This window comes from Nocardia brasiliensis, assembly GCF_042691675.1.
Classification (GTDB): domain Bacteria; phylum Actinomycetota; class Actinomycetes; order Mycobacteriales; family Mycobacteriaceae; genus Nocardia; species Nocardia brasiliensis_D.
This window is the reverse complement of sequence record NZ_CP170507.1, coordinates 1910795-1930252: the sequence shown is the minus strand read 5'-3', so window position 1 is coordinate 1930252 and position 19458 is coordinate 1910795. Positions and strand designations below refer to the sequence as shown.

At 65.9% G+C, this 19458-nt stretch carries 17 protein-coding genes and 2 tRNA genes; 14 read left to right on the top strand and 5 right to left on the bottom strand.

Annotated elements, in window-relative coordinates:
* The first annotated feature begins 83 nt into the window (after positions 1-83).
* The 3 genes from cmrA to ACFK0J_RS08945 all read left to right on the top strand — a co-directional run bounded on the left by cmrA (position 84) and on the right by ACFK0J_RS08945 (position 3828).
* Entirely contained in the window at positions 84-887 is an 804-nt protein-coding gene (cmrA, locus tag ACFK0J_RS08955; protein ID WP_378738330.1) for a mycolate reductase, read from the top strand.
* Between the two features lie 160 nt (positions 888-1047).
* Entirely contained in the window at positions 1048-2391 is a 1344-nt protein-coding gene (gene lysA / locus ACFK0J_RS08950; protein ID WP_378738329.1) for a diaminopimelate decarboxylase, read from the top strand.
* Between the two features lie 174 nt (positions 2392-2565).
* The gene (locus ACFK0J_RS08945) at positions 2566-3828 is read left to right on the top strand and encodes a diaminopimelate decarboxylase family protein (protein ID WP_378738327.1); all 1263 of its coding nucleotides are present in this window, start codon (positions 2566-2568) and stop codon (positions 3826-3828) included.
* 53 nt (positions 3829-3881) lie between these two features.
* On the opposite strand, the gene ACFK0J_RS08940 is transcribed toward ACFK0J_RS08945, so the two are convergent.
* Complete coding sequence (locus ACFK0J_RS08940) at positions 3882-5690, bottom strand: helicase HerA-like domain-containing protein (protein WP_378738325.1); 1809 nt, start codon at positions 5688-5690, stop codon at positions 3882-3884.
* 387 nt (positions 5691-6077) lie between these two features.
* Here ACFK0J_RS08940 and orn point away from each other — a divergent pair, with 387 nt between their 5' ends.
* Entirely contained in the window at positions 6078-6737 is a 660-nt protein-coding gene (orn, locus tag ACFK0J_RS08935) for an oligoribonuclease (protein WP_378742711.1), read from the top strand.
* Positions 6738-6792: 55 nt separating this feature from the next.
* Positions 6793-6865, top strand: a tRNA-His gene (locus ACFK0J_RS08930).
* Positions 6866-6973: 108 nt separating this feature from the next.
* On the opposite strand, the gene ACFK0J_RS08925 is transcribed toward ACFK0J_RS08930, so the two are convergent.
* A complete protein-coding gene (locus ACFK0J_RS08925; protein WP_378738322.1) occupies positions 6974-8185 on the bottom strand; it encodes an Ig-like domain-containing protein in 1212 nt (403 codons plus the stop codon).
* A gap of 305 nt (positions 8186-8490) precedes the next feature.
* On the opposite strand from ACFK0J_RS08925, the gene ACFK0J_RS08920 reads away from it, so the two are divergent.
* Positions 8491-8563 (top strand) — tRNA-Lys (locus ACFK0J_RS08920).
* Between the two features lie 95 nt (positions 8564-8658).
* Here the strand turns inward: ACFK0J_RS08920 and ACFK0J_RS08915 are convergent.
* On the bottom strand, positions 8659-8817 hold the full coding sequence (locus tag ACFK0J_RS08915; RefSeq protein WP_378738320.1) for a hypothetical protein: 159 nt from the start codon (positions 8815-8817) through the stop codon (positions 8659-8661).
* 794 nt (positions 8818-9611) lie between these two features.
* On the opposite strand from ACFK0J_RS08915, the gene ACFK0J_RS08910 reads away from it, so the two are divergent.
* From ACFK0J_RS08910 to ACFK0J_RS08900, 3 genes are all read left to right on the top strand, one after another.
* Entirely contained in the window at positions 9612-9941 is a 330-nt protein-coding gene (locus tag ACFK0J_RS08910) for a putative quinol monooxygenase (RefSeq protein ID WP_378738319.1), read from the top strand.
* 12 nt (positions 9942-9953) lie between these two features.
* A complete protein-coding gene (locus ACFK0J_RS08905; RefSeq protein WP_378738317.1) occupies positions 9954-10400 on the top strand; it encodes a MarR family winged helix-turn-helix transcriptional regulator in 447 nt (148 codons plus the stop codon).
* A gap of 287 nt (positions 10401-10687) precedes the next feature.
* Complete coding sequence (locus ACFK0J_RS08900) at positions 10688-11095, top strand: hypothetical protein (protein ID WP_378738315.1); 408 nt, start codon at positions 10688-10690, stop codon at positions 11093-11095.
* A gap of 1088 nt (positions 11096-12183) precedes the next feature.
* Here the strand turns inward: ACFK0J_RS08900 and ACFK0J_RS08895 are convergent.
* Complete coding sequence (locus ACFK0J_RS08895) at positions 12184-12666, bottom strand: hypothetical protein (RefSeq protein ID WP_378738312.1); 483 nt, start codon at positions 12664-12666, stop codon at positions 12184-12186.
* Between the two features lie 239 nt (positions 12667-12905).
* On the opposite strand from ACFK0J_RS08895, the gene ACFK0J_RS08890 reads away from it, so the two are divergent.
* The 4 genes from ACFK0J_RS08890 (at position 12906) to ACFK0J_RS08875 (ending at position 17693) form a co-directional block, all read left to right on the top strand.
* Positions 12906-13373, top strand: a complete 468-nt coding sequence (locus tag ACFK0J_RS08890) for an NUDIX hydrolase (RefSeq protein WP_378738310.1) — start codon at positions 12906-12908, stop codon at positions 13371-13373.
* Between the two features lie 279 nt (positions 13374-13652).
* Complete coding sequence (locus ACFK0J_RS08885) at positions 13653-14258, top strand: dihydrofolate reductase family protein (RefSeq protein WP_378738307.1); 606 nt, start codon at positions 13653-13655, stop codon at positions 14256-14258.
* A 406-nt stretch (positions 14259-14664) separates the two neighbouring features.
* Entirely contained in the window at positions 14665-15156 is a 492-nt protein-coding gene (locus tag ACFK0J_RS08880; RefSeq protein WP_378738304.1) for a hypothetical protein, read from the top strand.
* 329 nt (positions 15157-15485) lie between these two features.
* Positions 15486-17693, top strand: coding sequence for a bifunctional serine/threonine-protein kinase/ABC transporter substrate-binding protein (locus ACFK0J_RS08875; protein ID WP_378738302.1), 2208 nt, complete (start codon positions 15486-15488; stop codon positions 17691-17693).
* A 94-nt stretch (positions 17694-17787) separates the two neighbouring features.
* Here ACFK0J_RS08875 and ACFK0J_RS08870 read toward each other — a convergent pair whose 3' ends face one another.
* Positions 17788-18690 (bottom strand): LysR family transcriptional regulator, encoded by a 903-nt coding sequence (locus ACFK0J_RS08870; protein ID WP_378738300.1) that lies wholly within the window; start codon positions 18688-18690, stop codon positions 17788-17790.
* 154 nt (positions 18691-18844) lie between these two features.
* On the opposite strand from ACFK0J_RS08870, the gene ACFK0J_RS08865 reads away from it, so the two are divergent.
* Complete coding sequence (locus ACFK0J_RS08865) at positions 18845-19165, top strand: EthD family reductase (protein ID WP_378738299.1); 321 nt, start codon at positions 18845-18847, stop codon at positions 19163-19165.
* Positions 19166-19458 lie beyond the last annotated feature (293 nt).

Here is a 19458-nt window from a genome sequence, read left to right as displayed (position 1 = left end):
AGCGCTGTCCGACCATCGTGACCGGCCGTAGGACGGGTGATGGTGCTCGTCTGGACCGGCCATGCATCGCATAGGCTCCACTTGTGAGCCTGCCCTCCCCTACTTCTGAGAATCGCGCGGTGGTTACCGGCGCATCGTCCGGCATCGGTACCGCGCTGGCCGCTGAACTGGCCGCGCGCGGCTATTCGCTGATTTTGGTTGCCCGGCGCGGTGCGGTGCTGTCCGAGCTCGCGGAGCGGTTGACGTTGGCGCACGGGGTTGCCGCCGAGGTGCGGGCGGTCGATTTGGCCGATCGGGACCAGCGCGGCGCATTGGTCGAGGAGTTGTCGGCGCGCAATATCGCGATCCTGTGCAACAACGCGGGGATCGCGACGTTCGGGGCGGTTGCCGAGCTGGATCTGGCCTACGAACGCGCCCAGATGGAACTCAATGCTGTTGCGGTGCACGATCTCACGCTTGCCGTGCTGCCGGGGATGATCGCCCGTGGCGGTGGCGGCATCTTGATCAGCGGGTCGGCGGCGGGGAACATGCCGATCCCGAACAACGCCACCTACGCGGCGAGCAAGGCGTTCGCCAATACGTTCTCCGAGTCGTTGCGGGGTGAGCTGAAGGGGTCCGGCGTCCATGTCACGCTGCTCGCGCCGGGGCCGGTCCGCACGGAAGCGCCCGACCCGGCCGAGGCGTCGATCGTCGACCGCCTGGTCCCCGACTTCATGTGGGTGTCGTCCGAGTACACCGCGAAGGTCTCCATCGACGCGCTGGCCCGCAACAAGATGCGGGTGGTCCCGGGGCTGATCAGCAAGGGCATGAGCGTCGCGGGGCAGTACGGTCCGCGCGCCGTCACCGCGCCGATCGCGGGCGCCTTCTACAAGAAGCTGGGCGGCTGAGCGGCGGCGGAGACCCAGCTCACGGCCTGGTCAACGTTCCGTCAAGATCGGCCTTCCGGTCGTCAAGCAGTCGTAAGCTGGACGTTTGCCCAAGAGGAATCGGCGTAGTCCTGACATCGGCCCCGCATACGGAATAGCGGGGGCGCACACAGGAGACACCGTGACGCTGCTGGAAATCTTCCCGTCGCTGAAGTCGGGAATGCCCTCGCGCCTGGACTCGGCCGTATGGCCGCGCGACACGCATTACGACGATGCTGGGCGGATCACGATCGGCGGGGTGGCACTGGCCGACATCGCCGATCAGTACGGCACTCCGACCTATGTCCTCGACGAGCGCGAGGTCAGGGAGCGCTGCCGGGCCTACCGCAAGGCCTTCCCGGAGGCCGAGATCATCTACGCGGGCAAGGCGCTGATGATCCGCGCGGTCGCCAACTGGGTCTCCCAGGAGGGGCTGTCGGTGGACGTCTGCTCGTCCGGTGAGCTGGCCATCGCGCTGGCCGCCGGGGTCGCTCCGCGACGAATCATCATGCACGGCAACGGAAAATCGTTCGATGAACTGACGGCCGCGGTCAAGGCCGGGGTCGGCCGGATCGTGGTGGACTCGCTTGCCGAGATCACCCTGCTCTCGGCGTTGGTCACCGATTCGCAGAATGTGCTGCTTCGCCTGTCCCCCGGCATCGACGTGCACGGGCACCCGGCGGTGAAAACCGGTGTCACCGACCAGAAATTCGGCTTCCCGCTCGGTGGCGACACGGCCGCGGAGGCGGTCGCGCGGATTCTTCGGCAGCCCAAGCTGAACCTGATCGGCTTCCACTGCCACCTCGGCTCGCAGATCTGCGACCCGGACTACTACGGCGAGGCGGTGCGCCGAATGGTCGCCGAGATGGCGCGGGTCCGGCAAGAGCACGGCCACCTGCTCACCGAGCTGGACCTCGGCGGCGGGCACGCGGTCGCCTACCGCACCGGCGACGCCGAAATGAACCTCCCCGAACTCGCCGCCATCATCGAGGACGCCCTCGACGCGGCCTGCGCGCGGCAGCATTTCCCGCGCCCGCACATTTCGCTCGAACCCGGGCGGGCCATCGTCGCCCGCTCCGGGGTGACGCTGTATCGGGTGCTGTCGGTCAAGCACGTCGAGGGTGGCCACACCTACGTCACCGTCGACGGCGGGATGAGCGACAACCCGCGCGTCGCGCTGTACGGCGCGCGCTACAGCGTCGTCGTCGCGAACCGGCACCCGACCTGCGCGAGCATGACCGCGACGGTGGCGGGCCGGTTCTGTGAGGCCGGGGACATCCTGGCCACCGACGTGCAACTGCCGGTCGATCTGCGCCCCGGCGAGGTGCTCGCGGTGCCGTGCACCGGCGCGTACCACCACAGCCTCGCCTCGTCCTACAACAGCGTCGGCCGTCCCCCGATCGTCGCGGTGCGCCACGGCCAGTGCCGCGAACTGGTGCGCCGGGAAACCACCGCGGACCTGATGAGCCGCGACGTCGGCTGCTGAGCCACGGCCGGCCGCCGACGCTCCCGTCGTGCGGCCGGTCCGTCAGCGATCCGTCAAGATCCGGTCGGCGGCGATCAATGTTGCGCTAAGCGGCCCGCTTCCGCCCGCGCGCGGGCGTAGTTGTTGGGAGGCCCCGCAGACGGAGAAAACGGGGAGCGGATCAGGAGAGCACCCGTGACGCTAGTGGACTTCTTCTCGCCACCTCGGTCGGGAACGGCCGCGAACCTGGATTCCGCGGTATGGCCCGGCGACGCGCGGTACGCCGCGGACGGCAGGATCGTAGTCGGTGACGTCGCGCTCGCCGACATCGCCGATACCTACGGCACGGCGGTGCGGGTGCTCGACGAGCGGGAAGTCCGACAGCGCTGCCGCGCGTATCGCAACACCTTTCCCGAGTTCGAGATCGGTTACGCCGCAGCGGCATTGCCGATCGGGGCGGTCGCGAGCTGGGTCGCCGAGGAAGGGCTCGCGGTGGTCGTGTGCTCGTCCGAGGGGCTGACCACCGCGCTCACCGCCGGGGTCGAGCCGAGGCGAATCATTCTGCACGGCAATGGGTTGTCTCGCGACACGCTGCAAGCCGCGGTCACTCGCGGGGTCGGCCGGATCGTGGTGGGTTCGCCCGCCGAGATCGACCTGCTAGCCACGGTCGCCGCCCGGCCGCAACGGGTGCTGCTGCGGGTGTCGCCCGGCATCGAGCAGGACCTGCCCCGGCAAGCCGCCGGGTTCCCGCTCGATGAGGTTGCCGCGGGTGTGGCGCGAGTGCTCGACTCGCCGATGCTGGAGCTGATCGGCTTCCACTGCCATCTCGGCTCACAGATCTACAACCCGGACCACTACGGCGAGGCGATCCGCCGGTTGGTCGCCGAGATGGCACTGGTTCGTCGGGAGCATGACCGGATTCTGACCGATCTCGACCTCGGCGGCGGGCACGCGGTCGCCTACCGCAGCGGCGATGCCGAAATGAATCTTCCCGAGCTGTCCGCGATCATCGAGGACGCCCTCGACGCGGCTTGTGCCCGTCAGCATTTCCCTCGGCCGAACGTCGCGCTCGAACCGGGTCGCGGGATCGTGGCGCGAGCCGGAGTCACCCTGTATCGGGTGTTGTCGGTCAAGCAGAACGATGGCGGGCACGCCTCGGTCGTGATCGATAGCGCGGCTCGCGGCAGGGCCGGTAACTGCGCGGGCATGGTCGTGGCGAATCGGCGGGCGACCGGTCCACAGATGAACGCGACCGTCGCGGGGCGGGCGGGTGATGTCATCCTCGCCACCGACGTCCGGCTGCCCGCCGACCTGCGGGCAGGTGAACTGCTCGCCGTGCCGTGCACCGGCGCCTACCAACCCGGCGCCACCCGCACTCCGGTGATCGCGGTGCGCGACGGCCACTACACGCAGCTCGTCGCTCGCCAGCCCAATCTCCTGGACCGCGACGCGAGCTGAATACCTGGTGATTCCCGCACATCCGATCGGGTGTGCGGGAATCCGGGGGCGGGTCAGCGCTTTCGGGTCCCGAAGATGCTGCGGCTGATCTCGCGTCCCGCGGCGGTGGCGGCGGAACGCAAAAAGCTCTTCACCGCAGGGTTCTTCATGATGCGCTCGGCGGTGGAATCCTCTTCGGCCTTCGACGAGCGACCGGGCGCCGGAGCGGCCTCCGGGCCCTGTTCTGCCGCGGCGACTTTCGCGGCGAGGATTTCGTAGGCCGATTCGCGGTCAATGGTCTGGCCGTACTTGTTGTGCAGCCCGCTGGAGAGTGCGCGCGACTTGATCGCGTCGTCGCCGATGGTGTCCATGAGCGAGCGGGGCGGCTGAATCCTGGTCCAGGCCACCGGCGTCGGCGCGCCCTTCTCCGAAAGTACCGTCACGACGGCCTCGCCGGTGCCCAGTGAGGTGAGGGCCTTCTCCAAGTCGTAGGTGCTGGTCTTCGGGTAGGTGCGCACGGTCTTGGACAGTGCCTTCTGATCGTCCGGGGTGAACGCGCGCAGCGCGTGCTGGATGCGCGCACCCAGTTGGGACAGCACCTGATTCGGGATGTCGGTGGGCAGCTGGGTGCAGAAGAACACGCCGACACCCTTGGAGCGGATCAGCTTGACGGTCTGCTCCACCTGGTCCAGGAAAGCCTTCGACGCGTCCGCGAACAGCAGGTGCGCCTCGTCGAAGATGAATACCAGCTTGGGCTTGTCCACATCACCCACTTCGGGCAACGTCTGAAACAGGTCGGCCAGCACCCACATCAGGAAGGTGGAGAACATCACCGGCCGAGCCGCCTGCGCACCGAGCTCGAACAAGGTGATCACGCCCTGACCACCCTGGACGCGCACCAGATCGCTCGGATCCAGTTCCGGCTCACCGAAGAACGTGTCGCCGCCGTCGGACTCCAGATTCACCAGTGACCGCAGGATCACGCCCGCGGTGGCCGCGGAGACACCGCCGATACCCTTGAGATCTTCCTTGCCCTCGGGGCTGGTGAGATGGGTGATGACGGCGCGCAGGTCCTTCAGGTCGAGCAGCGCGAGGCCGTTCTTGTCCGCCCAGTGGAAGATCAGCCCCAGGGTGGATTCCTGAGTTTCGTTGAGTCCCAGCACCTTACTGAGCAATATCGGGCCGAACGAGGTGATGGTGGCCCGGATCGGCACGCCGATGCCATTGGTGCCGAGCGAGACGAATTCGGTCGGGTAGCCGGTCGGTGTCCAGTCGTCGGCGCCGGTTTCGGCGGCCCGCGCACTCAGCTTGTCGTTGGTCGCCCCCGGTTGTGACAGACCCGACAGGTCGCCCTTGATGTCAGCGAGGACCACGGGAACGCCTGCGCGCGAAAGCTGTTCGGCGATGCCCTGCAACGTCTTCGTCTTACCGGTACCCGTCGCACCGGCCACCAGCCCGTGCCGGTTCATCGTCCGCATCGGAATACGCACGCGCGCAGCGGGATCCACCTCCCCGTCGACCACCACGGTACCCAGCTCCAGCGCCACCCCCTCGAACGCGTAACCGGCGGCGATCTCCTGCGCCGCCGCGGACCCCGCGGGTGCGCCTGACTGCTCCGCCGCACTGGCCGCCGCAGCATCGGCCTTCTTCTGCTTCGCCTTGTTCGCCGCTTCGGCGGCGGCCGCCGCGGTCTGATCGGCCTTAGCCGCCGCACTCTCCGCCTTCGCCGACGCGTGCGCCCCACTTTCGCCCGAACCCGCCGCCTGCTGCTCCGCCAACTCGCGCTCCGCAGCCTCCGCGGCAGCCGCCGCCTCCGCCGCGACCTTCGCCGCCTCCTCGGCAGCCTTACGCGCCGCAGCCGCCTTCTCCTGGGGGGTGTTCATCGCACGTCCTCCGTCTGGTCTGACTCGAACTGCATTACGCAGTGTTTGCTGTCGTACCGAAAACGCCTGTGCCGATCTGCCAGGAACTGTATCCCCGCAAGTGCCCCAATGTGGGCTCCCCTCCCCGCGAGCCAGTGGTCTCCACACGCCGGATCACGGACATCCAGTACTCGACTACCCTCCTACGCAACCCCGATGGCCCACCCCAGCCTTTCGAGCGAAGCGAGACCGAGCATCGTCCGCGAGACTTCCCGGGCCGCGAACACGCCGCGGCCACGCGGCCGAAAACACAGGGCAAACCCCCAGCCCGCAACCCCGCCAAACAAACACCGCCGCAGGCATCGCAAACTGGACAGAGCTAATGTTGCTCGCGTGTCGGATAAATACATGGTGTGGATGGACTGCGAGATGACCGGGCTACGCCTGGACAGCGACAAGCTGATCGAGGTAGCCGCTCTGGTAACCGACAGCGACCTCAACATCCTGGGCGAGGGCGTCGACGTGGTGATCCACGCCGACGACGCGGCGCTGGCCGCGATGCCCGCCGTAGTCGTCGACATGCACGCGCGTTCCGGACTGACCGAAGAGGTGCGCCGTTCCACCGTCACCATGGCCGAGGCCGAGCAGCAGGTGCTCGACTACATCCGCCAGTACGTGCCCACCCCGCGCACCGTGCCGCTGGCCGGTAACTCGATAGCCACCGACCGCGGTTTCATCGCCCGCGACATGCCGCTGCTCGACGCTCACTTGCACTACCGGATGATCGATGTGAGTTCGATCAAGGAGCTGTGCCGCCGCTGGTATCCGCGCATCTACTTCGGTCAGCCGGAGAAGGGCCTCAGCCACCGCGCGCTGGCCGATATCAAGGAATCCATCCGCGAGCTGGAGTACTACCGCCGTACCGCGTTCGTCGCGCCGCCCGGCCCGTCCACCACCGAGATCGCCGAGATCGCCGCCGAGATCGGTGGCAGCGCGGCACCCGGTGGCGGCGGCACCGCGACACCCCTCGAATCACCGCAGGTCAACGCCGTGTCGGAAACGGATTAGGGAGACGAAGGGGTAACACGCTAATATCGACGGCGCCGGTGTTCAGCCGGTGATGGTGACCGTAGTTCAGTTGGTAGAGCACCAGGTTGTGATCCTGGCTGTCGCGGGTTCGAGTCCCGTCGGTCACCCGGATAGCCCGGGAGGCTCCGAGAAATCGGACCTCCCGGGCTTTTTCTTTGCCCGAAGACAGCGAAACGGGCCACCGGTTCGCACTGGTGGCCCGTTTACAGTGTCGGTCAGCTCGGGTCGGCGTTGCCTGCCTTCCAGACCGGCCACGGGATGTTCCAGTCACCCAGACCGTCGGTGCCCGACAGGGTTCCACCGACGGTGTTCTTGATGATGGTGATGTCGCCGCGCTTGGCGTTCTCATAGACCCAGCGCGCGTTCGCGGGGCTCAGGTTCAAGCAGCCGTGGCTGGTGTTGCTGTAGCCCTGCTGCGCGACCGACCACGGCGCCGAGTGAAAGAAGATGCCGCTGTAGGAGATTCGGGTCGCGAAGTCGACCGGCGTCTTGTAGCCGTCCGGCGAGTTCACCGCCACACCGTAGGTCGAGGAGTCCATGATGATCTTCTCGAGGCGGTCGCTGACGATGTAGATGCCGTTGTCGGTGGGGGTGCTGTTCTTGCCCATCGAGGTCGGCATGGTCTTGATGACCTCACCGTTGCGCTCCACCACCACCTGCTTGGTGTTGTCGTCGGCGGTGAAGATCACCGCGTCGCCGACGGTGAAGTACGAGTGGATGTTGTCCTGGCCGTAGAGACCGTTGCCGAGATCACGTCCGTACACGTTCACGTCGATGGTGACCTTGGTGCCCGGTGCCCAGAAATTCTCCGGGCGCCACCGGACTTCACGGTTGCTCACCCAGTAGAAGGCGCCCTCGACGGCGGGCTCGGTGGTGATTTTGATCGCATCCTGAGCGGCCCTGCGGTCCGGAATGTTCTCGTCGAACTGGACCGCGACCGGCTGGCCGATACCGACCACCTCGCCCTCGCCGGGCAGCAGATACGGCTTGGTCTGGCTGTCCGGGGAACTGGTGGTGAAGCTCAGCGTGGTGGTGTTGGCGCCGCCGAGACCGATCGCGTCGGCCTTCAGCCGGTAGGTCTTGCCGTAACCGAGCACCTCGGTGGTCTCCCACGAGCGACCGTCGGCGGCCAGCCTGCCGCCCACCGGCTTGCCCTGCGCGTTCACCAGCGTCACGTTGGTGAGCTTGCCGTCCTCGACCTGGAATGCCAGCGGCACGCCCGGCGACACCCCCACGTCGCCATCCTTGATGGGGGACAACAACTTCGGCTTGATCAACTCCAGGATCGGATTGCGGTCTATCGCAACCGATGCCGAGTCCGAACTCGACGAAGAGCACCCCGATAACGCCAGCGCGGCCACCGCGAACAAGACGACAGGTGCGGTGATATGTCGTATCCACCGACGCCGACCCTGACCAACGCTCATCTCAACCCCGTTTCAAGTCTCGGTGCATCAGAAGCACACCGATGGCTTCGGATCCCAACCGCTTACAGCTCAACCCGCCGTGCCTGCGGAGCGGTCGAGACCACGTTCCGTCATTCTGCCAGTAGGAAGCGCTCGCACCAACGCGAATGCCCCGTCGACACAGTCGTGTTACACGGGATAGATACGAACAACCCCTCCCCTTGTTAACACCCCCGCCGATCCGCCCATCGCCCCCGCTCAGGACACGATTTCACATCTGCCGCCTCGGCCTGTTAAGGTTTGTCCCGCACCGGAACACGGAGCAAGCGCCATTAGCTCAATTGGCAGAGCAGCTGACTCTTAATCAGCGGGTTCGGGGTTCGAGTCCCTGATGGCGCACCTAAGACACCAGGTCAGAACCGGTATCTAAACCAGGCCCGGTTTGCCGTATTGGGCGTTTACCAAGAATACGCCAACTATCAGGACCACTGTTCCTACCGGACCGCCGTCCCGAGCCCGAGTTCCAGCACGGCCGATGAGTCCAGCGCCTGTTCCGGCGAGATCGCGAAGCACTCCTCCCGTCCGGGAAACACCAGCGGAACCCTGTCCTCAACCTCGACGGCACCGCCTCCCACCTCCCGAATCGCCTTCACCTCACACATCCGTGCGCTGGGTCGGCGCGCAACCGCTTCAACATGCGGGTCGTGAACTCGGGGAGCGCGACGACTCGATACCCGGCATCGCACTTCGCCCACTCCTGCCGGAACAACCCTCTTCGGGTGACCCTGACGACGGTCGCCGACACCGTGAACGTCGCGGCTCCGCCTCGAGGTCAAACTGATCCCAGGACGCCGCCAGCGCTTCCCCCCGGGCGCACCCCAGAGCCGAGGACCAAGTCGGCTATGTCGACCACGAGCCGATCACGCTTCGGGCCATGCGTATACGCGGAAGTTCCCGGAATCGCGTTCCCTGCCAACCACTCCCGAAGCTGGGAACGCAAGGAGTCCAAGCGGCCCGTTCGATGGTCTGCGGCTTTCCCTTGCGCCTGCGCATGGTGTGCGGGTGGGCCGCCGAGCATAAATTTCGGACGAATGGTTCGCTAAGAGCTTGTCTCATGTGGTGAGTTTTGGAGTTTCTTGTGGCAGGTGATGGCGGCGTCGAGGGTGAGGAAGTCGAGGCGTGGCTGGGTTTGCCTTCGTGGCGGATGGTCAGGTGCCGGTAGCCGCCACGATCATCCGGGCGATCAGCATGCCACCATCACTCGCCAAACGGGGGGCTGGACCGAACTACACGAAACCCGGGAGTGAGCCGCCTGACCATGCGCCGGGCACCTGCGCGGGGCGGCGCACTTGACTCTTAGGCTTCTAACAGTTAGAGTCCTAAGTGTTTGCTTGGCAGAGCGGACACCCGGGAGTGACCCGCCAAAACTCACCGAAAGGACTACGAGATGCATGCGAATCAGCCGGGAATGGTGCTGAAGGTCAAGGCGAAGGCCGGAATGGGGGACGAATTGTTCAAGGCATGCCACGAACTCCACTTCAACGGCGACCCGGACGGCCCGGTCGACTGGATCCTTGCTCGCTCGGACGAAGATCCCGACCTCATGTGGGCCTTCGAGTTCTATCGCGACGACGCGTCGTTCGACCGCCACTACTCGAGCTCGGCGCTCCAGGAAGGGCGGCTCGATCAAGGGCACCAACGGATCGCCGACCTCGTCGCCGACGGCTCTGAGGAATGGGGCGTCCGGACGCCGGTGCACATCGTCTCGTCCAGTTGAGGGGTTCGAAACATGGAGACGCAGGCGACGACACCGACCAGCAGCCTTGATCTGATGCGCTGGATCGTCTGGGCGCAGCGGAAAGCCGGTGAGGACTGGATCCGGGAGCGCGGGCTCACCCATGAGCAGAGTGCCGCGCTGGTCTACCTGGTCCGGAACCCCGGTGTGATCCAGCGTGACATAGCCCAGATGAGCCGCACCAGCGCGGCGAGCGTATCCAGCCTCCTGCAGGGGCTCGAGCGCCGCGGTTTCGTCGAACGGCGCACGGAGCCCGGCAACGAGCGCAGCAAACGCGTCTACGCGACACCGGCGGGAAGCGAACTGATCGCCGGGTTCGACACCGCGATGACCGGGGTCGAGGAGACGATCCTGGCCCCGCTGGACCAGGCAGAGCGGGCCACCCTGCAGGCCCTCCTCACGAAAATCGCCGCGGATCTGTCGCAGCCGCCCCTGTCCTGACCCGACGCGTGGCCCCGGCGCGCAGCAACCACGTCCGCGCCAGGCGTGGGCCCGATCCCGCCCGGAACAGGACCATCAGGAACACCCCTCACATCACCATCATCGGTGCCGGGTCACCGGGGTCCGAAGCGGTTCAGCCAGAGGTTTGAGCAGTTCACCGGCCTTCGCGGCATCTAACGCGAATCGCAACAGTGTCGGCGGTGACCCGGCACAGCGGTACCCGCGATCGCCAGCGAGCCGCTACAACTCGACTTCGAAGCCCCCTGTCACGCAATACAATTCGGTAGGTGATCGCAGCCTCACCAGGTACCCGTCGCCTCCTCATCGCCGCGGCGGTCTTCCTCTTCGGCGCTTCCCTCGGCTTCTCCGCGGGCCTGACCCTCAACGTCTACGGTGACCGAATTCCGCGCATCCAGCAGTACACCGCCGAGGAGAAGATGTTCCTCGAAGGGCTCGACTCCTACGACGGCCAACTCTCCGTCATGGCGTGGAAATACCGGCGAGAAAGCGTGGACCTCGCCAAAGCCGTCGTCGCCGACCTGCGAACCGAAATCGCCGCCCATCCCAACAGCGACCGAGGCCCGCAACAAGTCTTCGTGGCCCGCCGCGTCACCTACGAGTACGCCGTATCGGAGGAAGACGCCAAGACCTTCGTCGCCCTGGCCGCCACCTATCTCGCACCAGAATTGCTGTAGGCCGCGGCTAGGTTGCCGCGCCGCGCAACGCCTCGTCGATGGTGTCGAAGACCTAGGTCGACGAACAGTCACGGCACCCAGCCACCTGAACTGCAACACCCCAGAGAACTGTCGCAAAACTCCGCCGCAGTGTCTGCGACACAACATCACGCCACAGGTCTGAATCCCCAAGAGAACGCGCTGCGGCACGTCCGGTTCCGGGCGGCGGCGGGGTTGTCCTCTATGGGCGGCATATAAATGGGCGTCGGAAAACTCGACGAATTCGGACAAGACGATAGATCTGGACGGGGACGGTGGCTACGGCGTATATCCGCGGGACATCTTGAAATCCTCATGGGTGACGAAGTACCCGTGAACCTCGCAGCATCCCGACCAGTTCGCAACGCCTGCTCCGAGTGACCGATGAGGATTGCCACGCTGCGCCGGTCGAACCAGATCTGAAACCCCGCAACCACAACCGCGATCGCGCCGACCGGCAGGTAATACACCAACGCGGCGAACACGGTATCGGTCGCGGGCCACGCAAGAAGTGAACCGATCACCAGCACGCCGGCGACTAGCCACGACAGACCATGGGTAACGCGCAGCGCGGGCAGCACACATAGAACAACCGGGACCGCAAGCAGGAGCACGAGCCCCACTCCGTAGCGGGCGATTATCGAGTCGCCGCACGTGGCGTCTAGCTGCACGACCTCACACGATGAGATCTGGTTCAGCGGTTCGGACGCAACGAATACCCCCCACACGGCGGTCGCTCCAGCCAACAGTAACCAGACCACGCGTGCGAGTCCCATGCCGGCAATCGTCGCATCAACCCGGTCTCCGTGCGTGACCACCGTGGCAGACCGGATGTTGACGAGCGGTCGGTCGGGACGAGCCCCACGCGGCATCGAGACACCACCCTGGTGATCTCGCCGGTAATCATGGGCAGCCCCGACCTGTCGTCACACAACCCGATTACACGCTGCCGGGCACCAACCCCATCAACGCTATGCCGGGACGACGACAGATCACGGAGCACCGACCAAACCGCTTGACTTATAACGCCTTACGCTGATTACAGTGCGTTCGCAGCGATGTCTACTGCGTCACTCGTCGATTTTCTCGATTTCCGGAGGTGCCTCTTTGTCGGGATACCGGATACGGACAGTGGCCCATGTGGCGGCCTCCTCAGCTTTCGCCGCGTCATTGGCCAGCTTCGTATCGGTAGAAGACTCCGCTGCGGCAGCTTCGGCGTCGGCGGCGGCACGAGCCGACTTTTCGGCTGCGCGGGCCCGTGGGAGCGCTTCTTCGGCTTCCTCCTTTGCGCGCGTGTGCAGGGCATCCTCGATCATCTGAGGAAGGACGCCGACGAGGCAGGTGTAGGCAGGGAGGGCGGCCTCGGCGGCATCGGCAGCGGCGCGGGATGCCGATGCCGCGTCCTCAGCCGAATCAGCCGCCTCGACCGCGGTTTTGACAGCTTTTTTGGCCTCGCGCTCGGGATCCTCACATTCCTTGGGCGTGAGAAAGGAGGCTACTACTCTGGTGCGACCCTCGACGTAGCGAGCACGGGTGCGAGCCTGGTCGATCAAAGCACAACGGTCCCCAGGTATTCGATCCAGAGCTGGCCCAGGATTGGTCGCCTACCGAAATCGCGCGATACCGGCAGCTCGCACATCGGCAATACCGGGCGACGCCCGCTGATCGACGATTGCGCAAGCAACGAGCCCTCCGGCGCCGGTTTGCGTGGTTCGCGAACCCGCCGGGGCTCTCGATCAAAGAGAGCACCGCACCAGGACCAGTCGTCCCCCGTCGGGTCTATGGTTCGTGGGTGAGTTTCAGGATCGCGGCGTACGGGGTCTGCATGGTGCGGAGTCGGGTTTTGCTTGTTCGCCATGTGGTCGGGAGCGGGGAAACTACGTGGACGTTGCCGGGTGGTGGAGTCGAACACGCTGAGGATCCCTTCGATGCGGTGACGCGCGAGTTGCGGGAGGAGACCGGTTACGAAGGTATGGTCGATCGGTTGCTGGGGGTGGACTCTCGGGTGATTCCGGCAGCTGTGGCGCGTGCGGGAGTCGAGCATCAGAACGTGGGGATCTTCTATCGTGTCCGCGTCACGGGTGGTCGACTCAGAGGTGAACTGGATGGTGCCACCCTCGAACCGACGTGGACCCCTCTTGCTGACGTGCCTCTCTTGCGTCGATCATCGCTAGTCGACACCGGTTTGGTTCTGGCGCAGACTCTTCCGATGACCGGCCATGTCAGCTCGACTCCGGTCGGCGGGCTGGTCCAGCACTGAACCGCTGCCGGTTGCTATCGGTCATATAGCAGTAGCAACGTCCGATTCTGCCGCGCGGCGCGCGTTGGCCATCGGTCAAACTGGCTGGCCGACAGCACTTCCAATGCACGCACATCTCGACGTCTCTTCGACCAGCAGCGCTTGCCTCGCTGCCTCCCACTCCTCGGACGAGACGATCGGCTGCAGCGTCATGGGTTTCACCGCTGCCCACAGCGCGGCCGATGAGTTTGTGGCTCCCGGCCGGTCAAAGCTCGTGACACCCTAGGAAAGGACATCGCCATGTCGGAGCTTCTCGTCGACTTCATCACTTCCCTCGACGGCCACGCATCGGGAGAGGGATGGCCCGGGTTTTGGGGCCTCGAGGGCCCGGAGTACCTCGCATGGCTCGGCGAGCAGCCCGAGGCCACCTACCTGATGGGTGCGAACACCTACCGCCTGATGTCGGGCTTCGCCGCCGACGAGGTCCCGGATGGCCAAGACGAGTTCAGGCCCGAAGAAGAGGCGTCCGTCGACGAGCTCACCCAAGCATCCAAGGTGGTGTTCTCCTCCTCACTCGAGGAGCCACTGAGGTGGGCCAACTCCACGCTCGTCCGCGACGACGCCGTCGAAGCGGTCCGCGCCATGAAGTCGAGTGGCTCGGGGCTCCTCAGCACGATCGGCAGCCTGAGCCTGTGCCGGTCCCTACTACGAGCCGGACTCGTCGACCGATTCCGGGTCGTGATGTTCCCGGTGATCACCGGTGCCACGGGCGCAGAACGCATCTACGACGGCTATCCGGACGTTGCCCTCGAGATGATCCAGCACCGCACCTTCGACGGCCGCATCCAGCTGGTCGAGTACAAGCCCCGCGTGCTCGAGCACCCACCGCTCGGTGCCCCTGTGTGACGTTGCCCGTCCGCCGGTCTGGACCGCCGCGGGCCTAGCATCCGGCTCCACTTTGCACAGTGGTTTCGGCGGTGGGTGGACCGAAGCGAAGCTGAACTCATGAACCAAACACCCGACGCCCCATAATGCCGCGACCCGCGCGTTCGCGAACGTCCGCATCTGCCGATTACCGGCTGTCGGGGAACGATCAAGCAGTACCCATCAGGCCGTGAAGCATGGACAGCATGGCATCGAGAGCAGCGTCCCGGGCGTTCGCGGTCTCCAGCGCCCATCTTCATCATCGCGGCATGCGTTCTGGCGGGATGCGTTGTCGGCCTGCGGGTTTCGGCCGAAGGCGCGACAGGATTTCGCTGCGGATGGGCTGCGCGGGTAGCGTCGCCCACGTAAAGGTCGGTCGGAGGGTGGCATGATGGTGTCGCTGGGGCGGTGGTGGCGCTGTGTCACCTGCTGGCGCGTGGTGGCCCTGGTCCTGGTCGCATTACCACGCGTGTTACATGCGCACTTCCCGGAGCTGCCCGACAGCGACGCCGGGGCGATCCACAGCGAGGACACGGCGGTCCTCACACAGACCCTCGTCGAGGTGGGCTACCTGCCGGCGCGGCCGCTGCTCGAGCAATGGCTCGTATTCGTCGCGGAGTCCGGCCTGGTGGTGCTGCTGCCCGCGGTCGTCTTCGCGCTGCCGCGCAGGCATGTCCGGCGCGGAACACGCTGGGCCGCAGGAATCCTGGCCGTTCTCGGCACGGTAGACGGATATCTCGGGATGAAGACGCTCGAGCACAACGACACGGCGGGATGGGATTTGCTGATCCCGTCGCCGTTCTACCTGCTGGCAACGGGCGCGCTCGTGCTGAGCCAACGGCAGCACCGGCCCGAGACGAGTGAGCCCGCGACGAGCTAGCGTGGCAACGACACAACCGGCAGCTGAGTGTTGCCACGTTTAGTGACAGCAACTCGGCGCCTCACGAACGTCCGGTATTGCCGCATGGCGTGCATCTGGTGATGCAGTTTCGCCGTCTCAGAACCCGGCAGGTTCGCTACTGCCGATGACCGTGCACCCACTCCCCCGCATCTCGGACTGATACAACCCTTGCCTACCAACATGTCTCAGGCAGAACTGAGGACTCGTCGTGATAGCACTGGGTTGCGGGTACCGGGCGGCCAACCGTCGACATCGACCCGGGCCAACCGTGTACGTTCGTTACACGGAGGTCTGAGTAGGGGGACCCGATGCCGCGCGCTGGTGAGGTTTTTGCCGGATACGTGATCAAATGCGAGCTGGGTCGAGGTGGCATGGGGGCGGTGTATCTGGCTAAGCACCCACGGTTGCCGCGGCTGACGGCGCTGAAGCTGTTGAACCCGGAGTTGTATACCGACAACGAGATTCGGGCCCGGTTCGAGCGCGAAGCGGACTTGGCCGCGCGGCTCGATCATCCGAACATCGTGACGGTGTACGACCGCGGCGTCGATGCCGGTCGGCTGTGGATCTCGATGCAGTACGTCGACGGTGTCGACGCCGGCACCCTGGACTGGCGGACACTGGCACCGAACCGCGCGATCGCGATCATCGAGGAAATCGCGAAGGCCCTCGACTACGCGCACGCCGTAGGGGTGCTGCATCGTGATGTGAAGCCGGCGAATATCCTGCTGGCCCGCGCGATCTCCGGCCAGGACGAGCGAGTCCTGTTGACCGACTTCGGCATTGCCCGGCTGCGCGACGATACGAAGCATCTGACGCAGACCGGGACGATCACCGCGACCGTAGCGTACGGCTCGCCGGAGCAGTTGTCCGGTCTCGCCCTCGACCATGGATCAGATCAGTACTCGTTGGCGTGCAGCCTGTTCCAGCTGCTCACCGGTGCCGCACCGTTCGACGCGGACAATTCCGCGGCCGTGATCGCCGGACATCTGCATCGGCCGGTGCCGCCGCTGAGCTGCCGCCGCCCGGGTCTGCCGACTGAACTGGATGCGGTGCTGGCCAAGGGGCTCGCCAAGGACTCCGACGACCGGTTCGGGTCGTGCTCGGAATTCGCCGCAGCCGCGCGGGCGGCATTGACGCCCAGTGCATCTCCCGCCGACCTCGCCGCACCGTCGGCGGCCGAGCCGGCCGCGACACCGACACTCGCCGAGAGGCGCGCAACAGCCTGCCCAGCCGCCACCCTGCGGACCCGGCGCTTCGCCGCACTCGGCGCGTTGATGTTGGTGTCGGTGCTCACCATCGCGGCGGGGATCACCTGGGCGAGGTCCAACTTGCAGGAGCCCGCACACACCGCGGCCACAACGGCCACGGCTGCGACGACGAGGACCGCTCCGACGACCGACTTCTCCGGACCACCGCCAGCACCGGGACAAATCTTGCCGGTTACGCAGGTCGATCTCGAGGGGCACAGCGTCGTCCCCGCCGCGGACCCCGCAAATCCGGCTGGCGACGGGAAAGCGACCTGCCAGCCCCTGACCATCGCCTTTGCCGGGCCAATGTCAGGACCGACCGCGAAGTTCGGCACCAGCGCCGAGCGCGGTGCCAAACTTGCGGTCGACCAGTTCACCAGAGCCAATCCAGGCTGCCGGATAACCCTGAAGGACTTCGACACCACCGGAGACCCGCAAGTGGCCACCCAAATCGCGCGGCAGATCACGGACGATCCCTCGATCATCGCGCTCATCGGCCCGATGGTGTCCAGCGAGGTCGTGCTCGCCGGAAAGACATTCGATAACGCAGGCCTGCCGTTCCTGACGCCATCGGCCACCAAACAGCTGCTCTCCGCCCAGGGCTGGCGCAGCTTCTTCCGCGGCCTGCCCAATGACAAGGTCCAGGGTCAGGGCTTGGCGCGCTATCTGGTCGAGTCCGCCCATTTCCGCAAGATTTGCGTAGTGCAAGACGACAGCGACTACAGCTCCGGCGTGGCGCGGGCCGTCGTCGAGGCGCTCGGTCCCATCGCCGAGCCGAGCTGTGCCGCAACGGTCAAGACCGGAAAGCGGGATTTCTCCACCGGCGTGGCGAGGGTGGCCGCCGTCCGACCGGACGCGGTTTTCTATGTCGGCTACTACCAGGAGGCCGCCCCCCTCGTCCAGCAACTCCGGCAAGCGGGCATAACCGCGGCATTCGCCTCCGGCGACGGCAGCTTCGACCCGGAGTTCGTCGCTCAGGGTGGCGATGCGGCCCGAGGCGCATTCCTGTCGTGCCCATGCGGACCCTCCACCAACCAGTTCGTCACGGATTACCAGGGATCGAACGGTCAGAGCCCATACCTCTATTCCGTGGAGGCCTACGATCTGACCACCATCGTGCTGAAAGGCATTGCGGCCGGCCGGGTCACGCGCGCGGACCTGCTGACCTACCTGCGCGCCTATGACGGCGTCGGCGTGGCGCGCAGCTACAAATGGACCGGCAACGGTGAGTTGGGCTATCAACGAATCTGGATCTACAAGGTCACCTAGCGACGTTGGCCGAGTACATCCGCTGTGGAATTGCGGATCCCCTGTGGGTCGACCTCGCCACCGCCGACGTCCGTTTCGCGTGACCTGCTCCGCGTCAGTCCGGCAGCCAGTGCAGCTCGTGTGCCAGGGTTTTGGCGACGGTACGGATGCGGCGGTGTAGTGGTGACTGCACGCGCGGGAGGACCAGGTGGATCGTCAAGGGGCGTGCGCCCCGCAGCGGTCGCCAGGTGAGACCGGCTGGTTGTGTCGCGACCGCGGCTTCACCGGACGGAGCAAGGGTGAGCCCGTCGCGCAGGTCGCGCTGAGACATGTCGAAAGAGACTGCGGGCGTGTGGAATCGGGGGCTCGGCCGGGTGTCGCGGAACAGTGCGGACAGCTGATCGTGGATCACGGGGTTGGCCGCACGGTCCGGGAGTCGCAGCGGATACGCGGCCGCATCGGCGATCTCGATCTCCGGGTGTTCGGCCAACGGATGATGCTGTGCCAACTGGACCCCGACGCGCAAACGCCGCAGCAGGAACCGGCGCACGCCACGACCCGGCTGTTCACCGCGGGTGATCCCAGCATCGATGCGGCCGTCGTCGACCGCGGGGGAGATCTCCGGTGTCGCCATCGGGACCGCGCCGACCTCGAGTCCCGGGCTGCTGCGAATGAGCCTGTCCACCAGCGCCGGTGCCGTCTCGGCCCCCGTGCTGAGGCTGTATCCGATGCGCAGCGTGCCCAGTTCACCGGCCCCCGCACTCCGGGCGGTGTCCCATGCCCGGTCCAGCGCTGCCAGCGCGGGCGGCGCGGACTCCGCCAAAACCGCACCGGCCGTGGTCAATACGACGCTACGGGTGTTACGAACCAGCAGGCTCGTACCGAGTTCCGCCTCCAATCGGCGCATCCGGGCACTGAGTGCGGGCTGCGCGATACCGATCCGTGCGGCCGCGCGGGTGAAGTTCAACTCCTGCGCCAGCACCAGAAAGTACCGCAGACTCACCGTATCCGGCGCCACATGCGCTCCCCTCGATTGATAACGATCCGTTCTGAGTCTATCCCGTCCCGGTCTTTCCCCCGACCACACATCAAGCCCTAACCTGCGAATATGACGATTCAACCGACCGCGGTACCGGACACCGCATTCACACTTAGCGACGCAGGAGGAAGTCGTGCATAAGTTGGTAGTCCTATATCCCAAGCCCGCTGACCCTGACCACTTTCGCGACTACTACGTGACCAACCACCTTCCACTGGTCATGGAGATGCCCGGCCTGCTCGCATGGCGCTACAGCTTCGACGTAGCAGCGACCAACGGAGAATCGCCGTATTTCGCGATCTTCGAAGCCGACTACGCTGACGCCGCCGCCATGGCCGCGGCGTCGGCGTCGCCGCAAGGCCAGCGGGCGGCCGCCGATGTCGCCAACTACGCCACCGGCGGTGCGGTCATCATCGACTATCCGGTGCAGGACGGCACCAGCCGGAATTGGTGAACCTCCATGTCCAGGGCATCGCCACCGGCGACGACACCGCGGAACAGGTGCTCGTACTTGAAGGTGCCAAAACCGCTCGATCACACCATCGGTCTGCGGCGACCGCACCCGAGTGCGGACATGCCGCAGCAGCGGATCCGGCCCGGCGAATGCGGTCTTGAACACCTCCGCTCGAAAGCAGGGTCCGTTGCCCGATACCACCGCGATCGGTGCCGGTGCTGTGCCGAATAGCTCCCGGCAGGACCGATTACCTCGGCCTCCCAACGATCGGCACGTAGATCCTCCAGTCCGAG